The sequence below is a fragment of the Microcella humidisoli genome (assembly GCF_024362325.1).
GTDB lineage: Bacteria > Actinomycetota > Actinomycetes > Actinomycetales > Microbacteriaceae > Microcella > Microcella humidisoli.
The window spans coordinates 2,237,433-2,254,812 of the sequence record NZ_CP101497.1; the positions used below are offsets into that span (position 1 = coordinate 2,237,433).

General features: G+C 71.3%; 19 protein-coding genes. 10 read left to right on the plus strand and 9 right to left on the minus strand.

Annotated features, from left to right (window positions below):
- Positions 1–42 precede the first annotated feature (42 nt).
- Positions 43–1,188, plus strand: a complete 1,146-nt coding sequence (locus tag NNL39_RS10940) for a CaiB/BaiF CoA transferase family protein (protein WP_255159310.1) — start codon at positions 43–45, stop codon at positions 1,186–1,188.
- Here the strand turns inward: NNL39_RS10940 and NNL39_RS10945 are convergent.
- A complete protein-coding gene (locus tag NNL39_RS10945) occupies positions 1,185–2,012 on the minus strand; it encodes an EI24 domain-containing protein (protein WP_255159311.1) in 828 nt (275 codons plus the stop codon). The genes NNL39_RS10940 and NNL39_RS10945 overlap by 4 nt on opposite strands.
- Positions 2,013–2,189: 177 nt before the next feature.
- Between NNL39_RS10945 and NNL39_RS10950 the strand changes: the two genes are divergently transcribed.
- Genes NNL39_RS10950 through NNL39_RS10960 form a run of 3 tightly spaced genes read left to right on the plus strand, consistent with a single transcriptional unit; the run spans position 2,190 to position 4,664 of the window.
- Positions 2,190–3,560 (plus strand): NAD-dependent succinate-semialdehyde dehydrogenase, encoded by a 1,371-nt coding sequence (locus tag NNL39_RS10950; RefSeq protein WP_255159312.1) that lies wholly within the window; start codon positions 2,190–2,192, stop codon positions 3,558–3,560.
- 4 nt (positions 3,561–3,564) lie between these two features.
- Positions 3,565–3,945: a cupin domain-containing protein gene (locus NNL39_RS10955; protein ID WP_255159313.1), complete on the plus strand. Its 381-nt coding sequence runs from the start codon at positions 3,565–3,567 to the stop codon at positions 3,943–3,945.
- On the plus strand, positions 3,945–4,664 hold the full coding sequence (locus NNL39_RS10960) for a spermidine synthase (RefSeq protein WP_255159314.1): 720 nt from the start codon (positions 3,945–3,947) through the stop codon (positions 4,662–4,664). Before NNL39_RS10955 ends, NNL39_RS10960 begins: the two co-directional genes overlap by 1 nt.
- On the opposite strand, the gene NNL39_RS10965 is transcribed toward NNL39_RS10960, so the two are convergent.
- Genes NNL39_RS10965 through NNL39_RS10980 form a run of 4 tightly spaced genes read right to left on the minus strand, consistent with a single transcriptional unit; the run spans position 4,661 to position 10,214 of the window.
- Positions 4,661–6,016 (minus strand): FAD-binding oxidoreductase, encoded by a 1,356-nt coding sequence (locus tag NNL39_RS10965; protein WP_255159315.1) that lies wholly within the window; start codon positions 6,014–6,016, stop codon positions 4,661–4,663. The two genes, NNL39_RS10960 and NNL39_RS10965, sit on opposite strands and share 4 nt — an antisense overlap.
- A 7-nt stretch (positions 6,017–6,023) precedes the next feature.
- On the minus strand, positions 6,024–6,998 hold the full coding sequence (locus tag NNL39_RS10970) for a nucleoside hydrolase (RefSeq protein ID WP_255159316.1): 975 nt from the start codon (positions 6,996–6,998) through the stop codon (positions 6,024–6,026).
- Positions 6,995–7,660, minus strand: coding sequence for a hypothetical protein (locus NNL39_RS10975; RefSeq protein WP_255159317.1), 666 nt, complete (start codon positions 7,658–7,660; stop codon positions 6,995–6,997). The genes NNL39_RS10970 and NNL39_RS10975 overlap by 4 nt, the downstream gene beginning before the upstream one ends.
- A gap of 49 nt (positions 7,661–7,709) precedes the next feature.
- Positions 7,710–10,214 carry an FAD-dependent oxidoreductase gene (locus NNL39_RS10980; RefSeq protein WP_255159318.1) on the minus strand — a complete coding sequence of 835 codons (2,505 nt, stop codon included), beginning with the start codon at positions 10,212–10,214 and terminating at the stop codon, positions 7,710–7,712.
- Positions 10,215–10,374: 160 nt separating this feature from the next.
- Here NNL39_RS10980 and NNL39_RS10985 point away from each other — a divergent pair, with 160 nt between their 5' ends.
- Positions 10,375–11,331: an L-lactate dehydrogenase gene (locus tag NNL39_RS10985; protein ID WP_255159319.1), complete on the plus strand. Its 957-nt coding sequence runs from the start codon at positions 10,375–10,377 to the stop codon at positions 11,329–11,331.
- A gap of 21 nt (positions 11,332–11,352) precedes the next feature.
- Here the strand turns inward: NNL39_RS10985 and NNL39_RS10990 are convergent, their stop codons facing one another.
- Positions 11,353–11,757, minus strand: a complete 405-nt coding sequence (locus NNL39_RS10990; RefSeq protein ID WP_255159320.1) for an RNA-binding S4 domain-containing protein — start codon at positions 11,755–11,757, stop codon at positions 11,353–11,355.
- 46 nt (positions 11,758–11,803) lie between these two features.
- Here NNL39_RS10990 and NNL39_RS10995 point away from each other — a divergent pair, with 46 nt between their 5' ends.
- Positions 11,804–12,562: an SDR family NAD(P)-dependent oxidoreductase gene (locus NNL39_RS10995; RefSeq protein WP_255159321.1), complete on the plus strand. Its 759-nt coding sequence runs from the start codon at positions 11,804–11,806 to the stop codon at positions 12,560–12,562.
- Here NNL39_RS10995 and NNL39_RS11000 read toward each other — a convergent pair.
- Together NNL39_RS11000 and NNL39_RS11005 are read right to left on the minus strand one after the other, a co-directional pair.
- Positions 12,559–13,041 (minus strand): hypothetical protein, encoded by a 483-nt coding sequence (locus NNL39_RS11000; RefSeq protein ID WP_255159322.1) that lies wholly within the window; start codon positions 13,039–13,041, stop codon positions 12,559–12,561. The genes NNL39_RS10995 and NNL39_RS11000 overlap by 4 nt on opposite strands.
- A 14-nt stretch (positions 13,042–13,055) precedes the next feature.
- A complete protein-coding gene (locus NNL39_RS11005; RefSeq protein ID WP_255159323.1) occupies positions 13,056–13,889 on the minus strand; it encodes a DUF1295 domain-containing protein in 834 nt (277 codons plus the stop codon).
- 62 nt (positions 13,890–13,951) lie between these two features.
- Here NNL39_RS11005 and NNL39_RS11010 point away from each other — a divergent pair, with 62 nt between their 5' ends.
- From NNL39_RS11010 to NNL39_RS11025, 4 genes are all read left to right on the plus strand, one after another.
- Positions 13,952–14,605, plus strand: a complete 654-nt coding sequence (locus NNL39_RS11010; RefSeq protein ID WP_255159324.1) for a CDP-alcohol phosphatidyltransferase family protein — start codon at positions 13,952–13,954, stop codon at positions 14,603–14,605.
- Entirely contained in the window at positions 14,598–15,077 is a 480-nt protein-coding gene (locus NNL39_RS11015; RefSeq protein ID WP_255159325.1) for an FHA domain-containing protein, read from the plus strand. The genes NNL39_RS11010 and NNL39_RS11015 overlap by 8 nt, the downstream gene beginning before the upstream one ends.
- Complete coding sequence (gene ftsR / locus NNL39_RS11020) at positions 15,077–15,784, plus strand: transcriptional regulator FtsR (RefSeq protein WP_255159326.1); 708 nt, start codon at positions 15,077–15,079, stop codon at positions 15,782–15,784. The genes NNL39_RS11015 and ftsR overlap by 1 nt, the downstream gene beginning before the upstream one ends.
- A 117-nt stretch (positions 15,785–15,901) precedes the next feature.
- Complete coding sequence (locus tag NNL39_RS11025) at positions 15,902–16,447, plus strand: MerR family transcriptional regulator (protein WP_255159327.1); 546 nt, start codon at positions 15,902–15,904, stop codon at positions 16,445–16,447.
- An 87-nt stretch (positions 16,448–16,534) separates the two neighbouring features.
- Here the strand turns inward: NNL39_RS11025 and NNL39_RS11030 are convergent, their stop codons facing one another.
- Entirely contained in the window at positions 16,535–17,338 is an 804-nt protein-coding gene (locus tag NNL39_RS11030) for a ParA family protein (protein ID WP_255159328.1), read from the minus strand.
- Between the last annotated feature and the right edge of the window lie 42 nt (positions 17,339–17,380).

Consider the following 17,380-nt stretch of genomic DNA (forward strand, 5'->3'; position numbering starts at 1 on the left):
GTGCCGCGCGCCCGGCTTTTTGTCCACTTGTACAGTAGGCGCATGATCCGACCCCTCGACGGGATGCTCGTGGCCGACCTCAGCCGCGTGCTCGCGGGCCCGACCGCCGCCGTCATGCTCGCCGACCTCGGTGCGCGCGTCATCAAGGTCGAGCGCCCCGGCGCGGGCGACGAGACGCGCGCGTGGGGACCGCCGTGGGCTGGTTCGTCGAGCGCCTACTTCGAGGCCGCCAACCGCTCGAAGCAGTCGATCGCGCTCGACTTCGGTGACACCGCCGACCTCGCGCTCGCGCACGCGCTCGTCGACCGCGCCGACATCGTGCTCGAGAACTACCGCACCGGCGCCCTCGAGCGCTTCGGCCTCGACGCGGCGAGCGTGCTCGCCCGCAACCCGCGGGCCGTCTACTGCTCGATCACGGGGTTCGGTTCGACGGGGGAGGGCGCGGCCATGCCCGGCTACGACTTCCTCGTGCAGGCGCTCGGCGGGCTCATGAGCATCACGGGCGACCCCGGTGGCGAGCCGCGCAAGGTCGGGGTGGCCATGGTCGATCTGCTCGCCGCCAACCACGCCGTCATGGGCGTGCTCGCGGCGCTGCTGCACCGCGAGCGCTCGGGCGCCGGTCAGCACGTCGAGGTCGCCCTGCTGTCGAGCCTCATCGCCTCGCTCGCCAATCAGGCCGGATCGTACCTCGCCACGGGCACCGCACCTCGCGCCCTCGGCAACCGGCACCCCTCGATCGCCCCCTACGAGACCCTCCGCTGCCGCGACGACCTCATCGCCGTGGCCGTCGGCAACGACGCGCAGTTCGCGGCCCTGTGCGCGGTGCTGGGCGATCCCGGGCTCGCGAGCGACCCGCGCTTCGCGACCAACCCCGCGCGGGTCGGGCACCGCGACGACCTGCAGGGCACGCTCGAGGTGCTGCTGGCCGCCGACGATGCCGCGGTCTGGGCAGCCAGGATGCTCGGGGCCGGGGTGCCCGCCGGCACCGTGAACGGCATCGACGAGGCGCTCGCGCTCGCGCGGCGGCTCGGGCTCGCGCCGACCGTGGGGGTGGGGCCGGATCATCCGGAGCAGCTCGCCCACCCCGTTCGCTACTCGGCTTTCGCCCCCGCGCCGGCGACGGCGCCACCGGCGCTCGACGAGCACGGGGCCGCGGTGCGGGCGTGGCTCGCCGCGCCCCGCGACTAGATCGGCGGCCGGTCGTCGGCGACGCGCTCCAGCGCGGCGCGATCGTGCTCGGCGCGCTCCAGCGCGGCGCGATCCTGCTCGGCCCGCTCGAGAACCGATCGCGCGAGGCGTGCGGCGCCGACGACTGCTGCGGGCATGACGGCGATCGCGCCGCCGGGAATGAAGATGAACAGCTGGGTGGCGATGCCGAATCCGAGTTCGCGGGCTCGCGAGCCCCGCAGCAGGCGAGCACGTTCCGACGCCGTGATGCCGCGCGCTTCGAACGGTCGGGTGGTGAGTTCGCGCGCGATGAGGTGCCCGGCGAGCACGGGGCCGAGAACGGCGGCGGTCACCGACCCCACGACGGGGATGAGCCCGACGAGCCAGGTGATGAGCGCATAGCCCATCGCGCGCAGCACGAGCAGCAGTCCGTCGCCGAACGAGCGCCAGAACCGCAGGGGAGAGGGCGAGAAGTCGCCGAGCTCGGCTTCGGCGGCACGCCAGATGCGCTCGTAGAACGGATCGCCGATGAGCAGAGTGAGCGTCGTGAACGTGTAGACCGTGCCGATGATGGCGCCCGCGACGATGACCAGGGCCAGCAGCGTGCGCAGCACCCCACGATCCCGCTCGGCCCAGCCGTCGGCGAAGGGCGTGATGGCCTGGGCCAGGGCCTCGACGTTGAGGCCGAGCGCGATGAGCACGGCACCCACGAGAGCGCCCGCGATGATGGCGGGCACCATGCCGAGCGCCATGACGCCGGGTCGTCGCCGCCAGAACGCGAAGCCGCGCGGCACGAGGGCCGCTCCCGCGAGGAGTTCTCGCACGATGCCGCGGATGCGCTTCATGTCGGCCACTGTAGACGCCGTGGCGATGCGCTGTACGTTCTGGCGAAGAATGCGCCGGGAATCTCCACCGTGTCGATGCGAGGGGCCCGCGCGTGACCCTAGGCTGGGCGCACGTGTGCACCGCGGCCACCTCGAGCAGGTGAGCGCCGCGCGCAAATCGAGTCAACGAGGAGCCCCATGAGCAAGTACGCAGTCATCAACCCGGCCACCGGCGAGATGCTCCGGTCGTACCCGACCGCGACCGATGCCGAGGTCGCGACCGCGATCGACGGTGCGTTCAACGCCTACCGCGGCTGGTCGCGCTCGACGACCGTCGAGGAGCGCGCCGCCCTCGTCGCGAAGGTCGCCGACCTGCACCGCGAGCGCCGCCAGCACCTCGCCGAGATCATCGTGCGCGAGATGGGCAAGCCGATCGGCGACGCCCTCGGCGAGGTCGACTTCTCGGCCGACATCTACCAGTACTACGCCGACAACGGCCCCGAGCTGCTGAAGGACGAGCCGATCACGCTCGCCGAGGGCAGCGAAGGCTCCGCCTTCATCCGCAAGAGCGCGATGGGCGTGCTGCTCGGCATCATGCCGTGGAACTTCCCGTACTACCAGGTGGCCCGCTTCGCCGGCCCCAACCTCATCCTCGGCAACACGATCCTGCTCAAGCACGCCGCGCAGTGCCCCGAGTCGGCCGAGGCGATTCACCAGATCTTCGCCGACGCCGGGTTCCCCGTCGGGGCGTACACGAACCTCTACGCGACGACCGATCAGGTCTCGACGATCATCGCCGACCCGCGCGTGCAGGGTGTCTCGCTCACGGGCTCGGAGCGCGCCGGCGCAGCGGTCGCCGAGCAGGCCGGGCGTCACCTCAAGAAGGTCGTGCTCGAGCTCGGCGGCAGCGACCCCTTCATCGTGCTGAGCACCGACGACCTCGATGCCACGGTCGAGATGGCGACCAACGCGCGACTCGACAACAGCGGGCAGTCGTGCAACGGCGCCAAGCGCTTCATCGTGGTCGAAGACCTGTATGACGCCTTCGTCGAGAAGTTCGTCGCGGCGATGTCGAGCACGCAGGCGAGCGACCCCATGGTCGAGGGGGGCGCCTACGGGCCGCTCTCGTCGAGCACCGCGGCCGAAGGCCTGGAGGACCAGGTCACGCGCGCCGTGGCGGGCGGCGCGACGGTGCTCACGGGCGGAACGCGCGAGGGCAACTTCTTCACCTCGACCGTGCTCGCCGACGTCAAGCCCGGCAACGACGCGTACTACGAGGAGTTCTTCGGCCCCGTCGCGCAGGTCTTCAAGGTCGCGAACGAGGACGAGGCGGTGCAGCTCGCGAACGACACCCCGTTCGGACTCGGCTCGTACCTGTTCACGACCGACGAGGCGCAGGCGGCGCGCGTCGCCGACAAGATCGACGCGGGCATGGTCTACGTCAACTGCGTGCTCGCCGACAGCCCCGAGCTGCCCTTCGGCGGCATCAAGCGCTCCGGCTCGGGTCGTGAGCTCGGCACGCTCGGCATCGACGAGTTCGTCAACAAGAAGATGATCCGCATCGCCTGATCCGATGCCCACCACGGTTCTGCTGCGCAACGCTCCCATCCACGCGATCGGTGCGTTCGCTCCGAAACCGACCTCGCTCACCCCCGGTCAGTCCGAAGGCGTCCTCGACGTCTGGACTGCGCCGGGGGTGGCCGGGGGGCCGGTCGAGACTGGCATCTGGGAAGCCGATCCGGGCACGTTCACCGCCACGCGCGACGGCTACCACGAGATCTGCTACCTGCTGAGCGGGCGCGTCACGCTCACGGAGGACGGCGAGCAGCCCCTCGAGCTGACCGCGGGCGATCTGTTCGTCACGCCCGCGGGCTGGAGCGGCACCTGGCACGTGCACGAGCGCGTGCGCAAGGTCTTCGTCGTCGTGCCGGTCGCGCCGCCCGTCGGCGCCTGATGCGGCGCTTCGAGGAGCTCGCGTTCGAGCAGACGCCGATGGGCGAGCTCACCCTGCGCCGCCGCTACGATTCCGCTGTCGACGCCGATGTCTTCGAGGTCAAGCTCGGCGACGAGTACCTCATGTCGAGCCTGTTCACCGTGGCGGAGGAGGCGCTGAGCGACCTCGGGCTCGCCGCCGTCGCGGCCGACCGAGAGGGGCTCGATGTCGTGGTCGGTGGCCTGGGGCTCGGCTACACCGCGGTCGCGGCCCTGCGCGACGCGCGCGTCGCGACGATGACGGTCGTGGATGCCCTGCCCGCCGTGATCGCCTGGCATGAGCGGCGACTGCTGCCGGTCTCGTCGACCCTGGTGCAGGATGCCCGCACGCGGCTCGTGCACACCGACTTCTTCGCCCTCGTGCGCGGGGCTCCCGGCGCCGATGCGCGACTGCCGACCCCGCTCGACGCCATTCTGCTCGACGTCGACCACTCGCCGACGTTCACGCTCGATCCGTCTCACGCCGACCTCTACACGGTCGACGGGCTACGCCGCCTCGCGGCGCATCTGCGACCCGGCGGGGTCTTCGCCCTGTGGTCGGACGACCAGCCCGAGGAGTCCTTCCTCGCCACGCTGCGACAGGTCTTCACTCGCGTCGAGGGGCACACCGTCGCCTTCGACAACCCGATCACGGGCGGCACGTCGCGCAACGGCGTGTACGTCGCGGTACGAGCGGGCTAGAACACCTTCTCGGGGTTGAGGATGCCGCGCGGGTCGAACGCCTGCTTGATGCGGCGCTGCAGGGCAAGCTGCTCGTCTCCGAGCTCGTCGACGAGCCAGCGCCGCTTGAGGGTTCCGATGCCGTGCTCGCCCGTGAGCGTGCCGCCGAGCGCGAGGGCCGCCTCGAAGAGCTCGCCTGCCGCCCTCCAGATCACGTCGGGCACCTCGTCGCCCTCGTAGACGAGGTTCGGGTGCAGGTTGCCGTCGCCCGCGTGCGCGACGGTGGGGATGAGGATGCCGTGCCGCTCCGCGATCGTCCGGATCGCGGCGAACATCGCGGGCAGCTGTGATCGCGGCACGGCGACATCCTCGATGAGCACCTGACCGAGGGATTCCATGGCGGGGTGCATCGCGCGGCGGACGGCGAGCATCCGTTCGCCCTCCTCCTGGTCGGTCGTCATGCGCGCCGTGCCGCCGAGCGCCGTGATGATCGCGAGGGCGGCCCGTGCCTCACTCTCGGCGGCCTCGCCGTCGGTCTGCACGAGCAGGTGCGCCGTGCCGGGCGCGCGGTCGGGCAGTCCGAGGTGCCGCAGGATGGCGGCGAGGGCCACGGGATCGATCAGCTCCATGGCGGCGGGGCGGATGCGCGCCGCGGTGATCGCCGCCGAGGCCGCTGCGGCATCCTCGATCGTCGGGAAGGTGGCGCCGATCGTGGCGACGGCGCCCGTCGGAATCGGGGTGAGCTTCAGGGTCGCCCCGACGATGATGCCGAGCGTGCCCTCCGAGCCGATGAGCAGCGCCGTGAGATCGAGACCCGTCACGCCCTTGACGGTGCGGTGCCCGAGGCGCATCAGCGTGCCGTCGGCGAGCACGACGTCGAGCCCGAGCACCGCCTCGCGCGTCACGCCGTACTTCGCGCACAGCAGCCCGCCGGCATTGGTCGCGATGTTGCCGCCGACGCTCGAGATCTCGCGGCTCGCCGGGTCGGGCGCCCAGCGCAGTCCGTGCGGTTCGAGGGCGCGGTTGAGGTCGGCGTTGCGGATGCCCGGCTCGACCACCGCCACCTGATCGGCCTCGTCGATCTCGAGGATTCGGGTCATCGCCGCCGTCGAGAGCACGAGCTCGCCCGGGCCGGCCATGGCTGCGCCCGTGAGCCCCGTGCCCGCGCCTCGGGGCACGACGGCGATGCCGTGCTCGTGCGCACTGCGCAGCACGGCCTGCACGTGCTCGACCGTGCGGGCCGTGATCACGGCGAGCGGGGCCCCGGCGCTGCGCTGGCCCGACTTGTCGGCGCGCGCGGCCTCGAGGGCGTCGGCCTCGGTTGACACCGCATCGCCGAGGGCTGCGCGCAGCAGGTCGACGACGTCGGTCACGGGCCGCTCACGACGCGGGTTCCGCGCCGAGCAGGGCGTCGAGGAAGAGCGCTCGGTACGGCGCCGGGTCGACGTCGGTCACGACGGTCGCGAGCGGCACGTCGCGCGTCGGCGAGATGTCGGCGCCGACCATCGTGCGCAGGTCGACGACCGTCTGCCCTCGCGTCGCCCCCGGGGCGAGGGCGACCTCGACCGGGGCACGACGCGTCACGAGCGGGCTCGGGTCGATCGCGGCGCACACCGCGCCCGCGTCGCCGATCGCCACGCGGTCGTCGGCGACGCGCTCCTCGGTCGCATCGATGCCGATGAGGTGCGTCAGCAGCGCTCCGGCCAAGCGCGCCCCCGCGTCGGTGGAGGCGGCGAGCACAGCGGCATCGTCGTGCGAGACGGCCACCCGGTAGAAGGGCTCGAGCCCGTACATGAGCACCTCGAGGCCCGACCCGAGCACGATCGCGGCGGCTTCGGGGTCGTGCCACACGTTGAACTCGGCGGCGGCCGTGGCATTGCCCGTGCCGACGGCGCCTCCCATCATGACGACGCGCTCGATGCGCGGCAGCACCTCGGGGTGCATGCGCACCAGCAGCGCGATGTTCGTCAGGGGCGCGAGGCTGATGATCGTGAGGGGCGTCTCCGACTCCGCCAGGCTGCGGCGCAGCAGTTCGACCGCGTGCACCGGCTCGGGGGCACGGGCCGAGTCGGGCAGCCCGAGGTCGGCCAGGCCGTCGGCGCCGTGGATGGCGGCCGCATGCTGCGGCGCTTCGAGCAGAGGACGGTGCGCTCCGGCGGCAACCGGGATGCTGCCGGCACCGGCCGCATCCAGCACCCGGAGCGTGTTCGTCACCACCTGGGCGAGGGGGGCGTTGCCGCCCGTGCAGGTGATCGCCCGAACGTCGAGGGCCGGATGCCGCACGGCGAGCAGGATCGCCAGGGCATCGTCGACCCCGGTGTCGACGTCGAGGATGACGGGGCGCACCGCGGTCATTGGTTGCGGGTGCGGTCGGTGAGCCAGAACAGCCCGGCGATCATGAGCATGGTCGCGGCGACGAGGAGCCCTGTCGTCGGCGAGGTCTCGATGTAGCGCGACACCGCGCCGGGCGGTACGGGGGGCCCGGTGAGGGCGACACGCAGGGCGCCGATGGCGAGGCCCACGCCGACGAGTGCGAAGCCGAGCCCGATGCCGGTGAGCGTGATGCCCGCGTCGGTGCCCCGCGCGAGGCGCCGCACACGGGTGCGGGTGAAGGCGATCGCGGCGCCGACGACGGCGAGGAACCCGAGCGTGAAGGGCTCGAGCAGTGCCACGAGCAGCGACTGCTGCAGCAAGGTCAGTCGAACGATGATCGACACGACGACGGCCACGACGGCCGCGAGCGCCGCCCAGCGGAACCGTTGATCGATCGACTGCCAGCGCAGGGCCGACAGCAGCACAGCGGCCCCGGCGAACCACAGCACGGGAGCGACGTCGATGTACAGCAGCAGCAGCTCGCCAGGTCGGGCGAAAACCGCGTCGCCGATGCCGAGCTGGAAGGCGAGGCCGACGATCGCCAGGCCGACGAGGGCGCTCAGCAGCAGCACGCGGGCGACCGAGCCCGAGCGGGTCGGCATGCCGCCGACGGGGATGACGGGGGGCAGGGCGTCGTCGCTCATGACCCGATGCTAGGTCACGACGCGCGACGAGCGCCCCGCGCGCGCCCGCTCAGATGAACAGCGTCGTGGTCGACTCGGAGGCTTCGCCGAGGAACGTCGCGACGCCACCCAGCTCGACCCCGTCGAGCAGGTCGCTCGGGGCGATTCCCAGCAGGTCCATCGTCATCGTGCAGCCGATGAGTCGAGCGCCGCCGGCCTGCGCCGAGGCGATGAGCTCGGGCAGCGATGGCACGTTGTGCTGCGTCATGACGTTCTTGATCATGAGCGGGCCCATGCCCGCCATGTTCATGGTCGAGAGCGGCAGGTCGTTCGCGCCGGAGGGCATCATCATGCCGAACATGCGGTCCATCAGCTTCTTCTGGCGCTTCGGCGGCTGCTCGCGCCGCAGCGCGTTGAGCCCCCAGAAGGTGAAGAACATCGACACCTCCTCGCCCATCGCGAGCGCGCCGTTGGCGATGATGAACGAGGCGAGCACCTTGTCCATGTCGCCCGAGAAGACGACGAACGAGGTCTTGCCCGGTCCGCTGACCGTCGCGCCGCCCGTGGGACGCGCCGAGGCCATCGCCCCCGCGCCGCCCTTGCGGATGACGGCGACGTAGCCGGGGCCCTCCGGCTCGATCGAGACGAGCTCGTGGCCGTTGCGCTTCACCCAGGCGGGAGCATCCGCCGCGAAGCCGGGGTCGCTCACGTGCACCGTGATCTCATCGCCGGCATCCGCGGCATTCGCAGCCTCCGCGAGCTTCATGATCGGGCCGGGGCAGGCGAGCCCCGTGCAGTCGAGGTCGATGGATGCACCGATTCCGGTGGGGGCGAGCGCGAACAGCGAGTGCGCCTCGGCGTAGTTCTCCATCGGTTCGCGCCGCACCGGGGCATCGGCCTCGTCGAGCTCGTGCCACGAGCGGAACGTGGTCGAGCCGCCTGAGAGGGTCTTCAGGTCGGTGAAGCCGCGCTGCCGGAGCGCACGGTAGGCCAGGTAGGAGCGGAAGCCGACCGCGCAGTAGAGCCGGATCGGGGTGCTCGTATCCCAGTCGCCGCAGACCGCGCGCAGCGTGTCGAGCGGCACGTTCTCGGCGCCGGGCAGGTGCCAGATGCTGAACTCCTCGGGGGTGCGCACATCGATCACGCGTGCGCCCTCGACGGCGGCGGGGTAGTCCTCGGCGTACCAGAGGTCGAGATCACCCCGCACGACGTTGCTCGCCACGAACCCCGCCATGTTGATCGGGTCCTTCGCCGAACCGAACGGGGGAGCGTAGGCGAGCTCCAGCTCTTCGAGGTCGAACACGGTCATGCCCATGCGCACGGCGGTGGCGAGCACATCGAGGCGCTTGTCGACGCCGTCGAAGCCCGCGACCTGGCTGCCGAGCAGGCGCCCGGTCTCGGGGTCGAACACGACCTTGAGGTGCATCATCGCCGTGCCGGGGTAGTAGCCGGCATGCCCGGACGGGTGCACGTGCACGGCGCGGTGCGCGATGCCGGCGGTGCGCAGCTGGCGCTGGGTCGCTCCCGTTCCGCCCGCAACCATGTCGAAGACCTTCACGATCGACGTGCCCTGGGTCGAGCGGTACTCGGTGTCGCGCCCGCAGATGTTCTCCGCCGCGACGCGCGCCTGGCGGTTGGCCGGGCCCGCGAGCGGGGCGAGCGCCGTGCCGGGCAGCACGGTGCCGGGCGTCTCGACCGAATCGCCAGCGGCCCAGATGTGGGGGTCGGAGGTGCGCATGTGCGTGTCGACGGCGATGCCGCCGTGCGGGCCGAGCTCGAGCCCCGCGGCACGGGCCAGGTCGGTATTCGGGCGCACGCCCGCCGAGAGGATCACGAGGTCGGCGTGCAGCACGGTGTGGTTCGTGAGTTCGACGTCGAGACCGCTCGCCGCCTCGCGCAGCGCGGCTGCGCCGGTCTCGAGGTGCACGGCGACGCCGCGGCTGCGCAGGTGCGCCTCGACGGGCACCGAGAGCTCGTGATCGAGCGGGGGGAGGATCTGGTCGGCGAGCTCCACGACATCGACCTCGGCCCCGCGATGCCGCAGGTTCTCGGCCATCTCGAGGCCGATGTAGCCCGCGCCGATCACGACGGCGCGCACGGGGCCGCGGCGGCCGGCGGCCGCCTCGGTGAGCAGAGCATCCAGTCGTGCCTTGATCTGGTCCATGTCGCCCATGCGGCGCAGCACGTGCACGCCCGGCAGCTCGATGCCCGGGATCGGCGGGCGGATCGCCTCGGCGCCGGGTGTGAGGGCGAGCGCGTCGTACGACTCGGTGTACTCGGTGCCGTCGTCGACCCGCCGCACCGTCACGGTCTTCGCCGCGCGATCGATCGAGACCACTTCCTGCCCGATGCGCACGTCGAGATCGAGCGCGTCGCGCAGGCTCTCGGGGGTTTGCACGAGCAGTCGGCTGCGATCGGTGATGACCCCGCCGATGTGGTACGGCAGGCCGCAGTTGGCGAACGAGACGTGGTGGCCGCGCTCGAGCACGATGATCTCGGCGAACTCGTCGAGACGACGGGCGCGGGCGGCGATGGATGCTCCGGCGGCGACTCCGCCGATGATGACGAGCTTCACGATTCTCCTCTGACGAGCGCTGGTGGCCTCAGGCTAGAGAGCGGCACGGATCGTCGAACAGTGCCGTTGGACCCGGATTCGATCGGCCAATGGCCCGATCGAGGAGCGCGGGGGTCGAACGGCCCTGGCGCGATGAGGATGACTCCGACAGGCTGGGCCCATGCCTGTCATCGAGAACTCCCGTCTTGCCATCATCGGTGCCGGAGCCGTCGGCTCCTCGCTCGCCTACGCCTCCCTCATTCGCGGCTCCGCCCGCGAGGTCGTGCTCTACGACATCGACGCGCCGCGCGTCGAGGCCGAGGTGCTCGACCTCGCCCACGGCACGCCGTTCACGGGGTCCAGCACCATCACGGGTGGCGCCGATCTCGACGTCGTCGCGGGCGCGAACGTCGTCGTCGTCACCGCGGGGGCCAAGCAGCACCCCGGGCAGAGCCGCCTCGACCTCGCGGGGGTCAACGTGGGCATCCTGCGCTCACTCATGCCCCAGCTCGTCGAGCGCGCGCCCGACGCTGTCTACGTGCTCGTGACGAATCCGTGCGATGTTCTCGCCGTCGCCGCGCAGCGCTTCAGCGGACTGCCCGTCGGGCGCGTGTTCTCGAGCGGCACGGTGCTCGACAGCTCGCGGCTGCGGTGGCGCCTGGCCGAGCGCATGGGGCTGGCCCCGTCGAGCATCCACGCCATGATCGTCGGCGAGCACGGCGACAGCGAGTTCCCGCTGTGGTCGCAGAGCCGAATCGGCCCGATCCCGATTCGCGAGTGGCTCGACGATGCTGGTGAGACGATGACCGTGGAGGAGCTCGATCAGATCGCCTTCGAGGTCAAGACGGCCGCCTACAAGGTCATCGAGGGCAAGGGCGCCACGAACTACGCGATCGGCCTGTCGGGCGCGCGCATCGTCGAGGCCGTGCTCAACGACGAGGGCGCCGTGCTGCCCGTCAGCTCGGTGCTCGACGACTACCGCGGCGTGAGCGGTGTGGCGCTCTCGGTGCCGAGCATCGTCGACGCCGCGGGAGTCTCGCGGGTCATCGACGTGCCCTTCTCGGCTGACGAAGAGCGGGCGCTGCACGCCTCGGCCGAGACGATCCGGGCCTCGCTCGCGGCGCTCGATCTGGCCTGAGGATGCTCGCCGGGCGCTCGCTCAGTCGCCGTCGCCCGGCACCCCGTCGCGGCCGCGCAGCCGCTCGATGAGCCGCCGGTCGCGTTTCGTCGGGCGTCCCGCTCCGCGCTCGCGCAGCACCGTGGCCGGTCGCTCCTCCTTGGGCGGTGGCGGGGGAGTCAGGTCGTCGTAGTTGAGGGCCGCGAGGGGGGCGCTCGTGCGCTTCGTGATGAGGCCCGTGACGATGACGATCCGCTCGCCCCCGGGCGTGAGCGCCCGCACGCGATCGCCGATGCGCACGACCTGCGCCGGCTTGGCGGAGGCGTCGTTGACCTTGATGTGCCCCGCCTTGCACGCCGCCGTCGCCGCCGAGCGAGTGGCGTAGAGCCGGATCGCCCACGTGTAGGCGTCGACGCGCACGCCCGTGGTACCGCTCGCTGAGCTCATGCGCTCAGCGTACGAGGCCGGGGCCGCGCCGGGTTAGCGTGGAGGCATGCCCACCGCCCTCATCACCGGAGCGACCGCCGGCATCGGCGCCGAGTTCGCCCGCCAGCTCGCCGCGCGCGGCAGTGATCTTGTCATCGTCGCCCGCGACGCCGAACGGCTCGCCGCGACGGCAGCGGCGCTGCAGCACGAGTTCGGCGTGCGGGTCGAGGCGCTCCCGGCCGACCTGCTCGCGGCCGACGGACTCGCCGCCGTCGACCGGCGTCTAGCCGACGACCGGCGGCCGATCGACCTGCTCGTGAACAACGCCGGGTACGGCATCCGGGGAGAGCTCGACGAGAACGCGTTCGAGGTCGAGAAGCGGCACCTCGACATCCACGTGACGGTGCCGCTGCAGCTGACGCAGACGGCGCTGCGCGGCATGCTCGCGCGCGGCAGAGGCCGCATCGTGCTCATCGCGAGCGTCGCGGCTTTCACCCCGCGCGGCACCTACTCGGCGGCGAAGGCGTGGGCGGTGATGTTCGCGCGCAGTGCGAACCTGGTGTATCGCCCGCGCGGGGTCACGGTCACCGCGGTGTGCCCCGGCTTCGTCCGCACCGAGTTCCATGACCGCATGAAGGTCAGCACCGCCGGCATCCCGTCGTTCCTCTGGCTCCAGGCCCCGCAGCTCGTCCGGCTGGCTCTGCGCGGCATCGACCGCGGCCGATCGGTCGTCATCCCCACGGTGCGGTACCGCCTCGTCGCCGCGCTCGCCCGCGTGCTGCCCGATCGCGTCGGCGCGTCCGGGCAGTTCCGCTCGCGCGACTAGCGGCTGCCGCCGACCAGTTCGACGGCCGCGAGGCCCTCGTCGGCCGCGAGTGACGCCTTCCAGTCGACGAGGCCGCGCACGACCTCGCTCGGGTCCTCGGCAAGCGTCTGCATCGCATCGGCGGGCACGAAGTAGTTGATCGCCACGAATCCGCGCACCCGCTCATCGGGGTCGTCGGCGAGCCGCCGCAGGATGTCGCAGGGAACGTGCTCGTTCTTCGCGATGCACGCCCGCACGCCCGCGTCGGGGTCACGCGACAGGGCCTCGTAGATCTCGACGGGCGCGTGGTACGACAGCGCAGCCGCCTCGCGAATCTTCGGGTTCGGGTCGGCGGCGAGCCGACGGATGCGCGCGACCTTCGAGGCGGTCACGGCGGGGGAGAGGAACTGTGCGACGGGGTCGTCGGAGGTCAGCATCGCCGGCGCATCGGCGGCGAGCTGGCGGCGTTGGGCGGGGGTGTTGAACCGGATGCACGACATGGTCGAGAGGGTAATCAGGCGGCGGGCGCATCCGCGGCAGCGCCACGAGGCTCTCGGGGAATCCACGGGATGAGCATCGAGGTGCGCCGCTGGTACTCGGCGTACTCGGGGTACTTGCTCGCCGTGATCGACTCGGTGAAGACCGTCGACCCGATGAACAGCGCTGTCAGCAGCAGCGGCCCGACGACGGTCCAGTGCACGGTCGAGCCGAGAGCCGCGGCGCCCATGGCATAGAAGACCCACCACTGCGCCTGCTCGAAGAAGAAGTTCGGGTGCCGGCTGAACCGCCACAGCCCCGTCGTCACGAAGCGCTGCTCGGGCTCGCGCCCCGCATCGATCGCGGCCTTCTTCGCCTGGTGGAAGGTCCACTGCTGCTGGTCGGCGACGAACTCGCCGATGAGCAGCACGAGGAACAGGGCGGCGAGCCCCAGGTCGAGGGCGCTCACCGGTGTCGCCTGATTCTCGGCGGCGACGAGAGCGGGCAGGGCGATGAGCAGCAGCAGCGCGTTCTGGAAGAGCACGATGAAGAGCAGGTTGAAGACCTGGAACTGGCCTGCGCTCATTCGCGCGCGCAGGATCGGCCAGCGGTAGTCCTCCACTCCGCTGTAGCCGCCCTTGCGCGCGAAGTTGAAGGTCAGCCGCGCCCCCCAGAGGGTGACGAGCACCGTCATGATCGCCAGCCGGGCATCCGTGAACCCCGTCGACGCCCAGAATACCGCGACATACACGACCGGAACGATCGACCAGAGACGATCGACCCACGAATGGTCGCCCGTCAGCAGCGAAGCGACCCAGGTGAACAGGCTGACCCCGGCCGCGATGCCGAGGACGATGACGACGGTGTCCATGGCGATCAGGCTAGTGCCGGATGCCCCGCTCGCGGGTGCCGGAGTCTCACTAGACTTGCCCCGTGTCGGAGCCCCTGAGCACGTCCCGCCCCGCAGCCCCGGTCGTCAGCGATCGCGTGCTCACGGTGCCGAACGCGCTCAGCGCCCTGCGCATCCTGCTCGTGCCCGTGTTCCTCGTGCTCGTGCTGCTCGAGCTCGACCTCGCGGCGCTCATCGTCATCATCATCTCGAGCCTGAGCGACTTCCTCGATGGCATCATCGCGCGCCGGTTCTCGCAGATCACGAAGCTCGGCCAACTGCTCGACCCGGCCGCCGACCGGCTGTTCATCTTCGCGGCCGTCATCGCACTCGCCGTTCGCGAGGTCGTGCCCTGGTGGGTCGTGGGCGTCATCGTCGGGCGCGACGTGTTTCTCGCCGTGCTCGGGCTCGTGCTGGCCCAGCACGGCTACGGCCCGCTTCCCGTGCATCATCTGGGCAAGCTCGCGACCTTCGCGCTGTTCTACGCGCTGCCGATTCTCGTGCTCGGGCTGGCCTTCCCGGCGGTGCAGGCCGTGAGCGACCCGATCGGCTGGGCCTTCACGCTGTGGGGCGCGCTCCTGTACTGGTGGGCGGGCATCCTCTACCTGCGTGAGACCCTGGAACTCACTGCGGGCCCGCCGAGAGGCGCCCCCGCATCGGATACGCTGGGCGATCGAAGGAGGTCGACGGATGGCTGACACCCCGCCCGACGCGCGCGACGGCGCGACCCCGGGCGAGTACCGCCCGCACGAGACGACGGTGCACTACGGGCCCGAGTTCGCGGCGCAACTCGCCGCCCTCGAGGCCGGGGTCAACACCGAGGAGCACGAGGTCATCGGCGCTCTGCCGTCGGGCTCGGCCCTGCTCATCGTGCGCCGCGGGCCGACCGCGGGCGCGCGCTTCCTGCTCGACGCCGACGTGACGGTCGCGGGCCGGCATCCCGAGGCCGACATCTTCCTCGACGACGTGACCGTGTCGCGCAAGCACGCCGCCTTCCTGCGGCAGGGCACACGGTTCTCGGTGCGCGACCTCGGCTCGCTCAACGGCACCTTCATGGGCGGCGACCGCATCGACGACACGGTCGTGCTCATCGATGGATGCGAGGTGCAGGTCGGCAAGTTCCACCTCACCTTCTACGCGTCGCGCGTCGATCTCGCCGCGAGCGCCTGATGGCGGCGCGGTCCGCCGCCGCCGCCGCGTCCCGTCCGTCGACGGCCGGTGGCCTGCTCAGCATCGGCCAGGTGCTCGCCAAGCTCAGCCCTGAGTTCCCCGACCTCACCCCCTCGAAGCTGCGCTTCCTGGAAGAGCAGCAGCTCGTCTCGCCGTCGCGCACCGAGTCGGGCTACCGCAAGTTCTCGGCCGCCGATGTCGATCGCCTGCGGTTCATCCTCACGATGCAGCGCGACCACTTCCTGCGACTGAAAGTCATCCGCGGCTATCTCGACGACATCGAGGCCGGCCGCACTCCCGCGCTGCTGGCGACCGGTGCGGTCCCGAGCACGATCCTCGTGACCGAGCGCCGCTACACCCGCGCCGAGCTGGCGCGCGAGGCCGGGGCAAGCCCCGCCCTGCTCTCTGACGCCATCTCCGCCTCGCTCGTCGCCCCGGCCGACACCTACGGCGACGAGGCCCTGCAGGTGCTGCGCGCCCTCGTCGAGCTGCAGCGCTCGGGCATCGAGCCGCGTCACCTTCGGGGGTTCCGTGCGGCCGCCGAGCGCGAGCTGGGCCTCATCGAGAGCGCGCTCATTCCCGTCTCGCGCCGCAACGACCCGTCGAGCCGCGCGAAGGCTGCCGAGCTCGCCCGCGAGATCGCGGGGCAGCTCGAAGTGGTGCGCTCGAGTCTCATCCGTTCGGCGCTGGGCAAGCTACAGTCGTAGTCGGGCCCGACACGCCGAGGTGTTCGAGCGGATGTCTCCCGTCGGCGTGAGGCGGCTCGCTACTCTGAACGGCGTGGCACCAACTGTCACGTTAACGATGAAGGTTAGGTAGGGGTCATGACCGACGCTGACAACCGCGACGAGCGGTACGACCTCGGGCTCCTCTTCACCGACGGGCTTCCCGAGCTCGACGACCAGGCGGGCTACCGCGGTGCCGTCGCCGCCCGCGCTGCCGGCATCTCCTACCGCCAGCTCGACTACTGGGCCCGCACCGAGCTCGTCGAACCCACCGTGCGCGGCGCGGCCGGGTCGGGCACGCAGCGGCTCTACGGCTTCCGCGACATCCTCGTTCTCAAGCTCGTCAAGCGGCTGCTCGATACGGGCATCTCGCTGCAGCAGATCCGCACCGCCGTCAACCAGCTGCGCGAGGCGGGCGTGAGCGACCTCGCTCAGACGACCCTCATGAGCGACGGCGCGAGCGTCTACCTCTGCACGAGCGACGACGAGGTCATCGACCTCGTCAGCCGCGGCCAGGGAGTCTTCGGCATCGCCGTCGGCAAGGTGCTGCGCGAGGTCGAGAGCTCGCTCGTCGAGCTCGACTCGACGCCGGCCGCCGACCCGAGCGACGAGCTCGCGGCGCGACGGGCGACGCGGGCTTCCTAGCGTCGAGTTTCGATCGAACCGCGAGGCGTCGCTTCGCGGCGCCGATTCCCTCGCACGCTGTGCACTGTGCCTCGGGGGTATGCAGGCCTAGAGGCCCGCATACTCGCCCATCTTCGCCGTCCGCATGATGCGGTCGAGCAGCTGGTCGAAGTTGCGCGCCATCTCCTGCGCCGAGTCGCCGGGCCAGACGTGCAGGGGCTTCGCGGCGCCCTGCGCCTGCTGCAGCGAGGTGCGCTCGGGCAGTTGCGGCGCGAGCACGAGCGGTCCGAACATGTCGCGCAGCTCCTTGATGCGGAACTGGTGCTCGAGCGACTGGACCCGCGCACGGTTGACGATGATGCCGAGCGGCTGCAGGCGCGGCGAGAGACCGCGTCGGATCTCTTCGATCGCGCGCAGTGCGCGATCGGCCGCGGCGACCGAGAACAGGCCGGGCTCGGTCACGACGACGACGCGGTCGCTCGCGGCCCACGCCGTGCGGGTGAGGGCGTTGAGCGAGGGCGCGCAGTCGACGAGCACGAGGTCGTAGTCGGCCTCGACGTGGGCGAGCGCCTCTTCGAGCTTCCAGATCTCACGGATGCTCGGGTGCGGCCCGTCGAAGTTGATCGCGCTCGGGCTGCCGATCATGACGTCGACCGTGCCGGGGCGGCCACGGGTCCAGCCGCTCTTCGCGATGGCCTGGCGCACCGTGCGCTCCTTCGGAGCGGCGAGCACATCGGCCACCGTGAGGTGCCCGGCGACCTGGATGTCCATGCCGGTCGAGGCGTCCGACTGCGGGTCGAGATCGACCACGAGCGTGCGCAGGCCGCGCGAGAAGGCGGCCGACGCCAGACCCAGCGTGACCGTCGTCTTCCCCACGCCCCCCTTGAGGGAGCTGACGCTCAGTACGTGCACGAGTAACGACCCTACCTTCACTAGTGTGGAGAAGCGCGCATG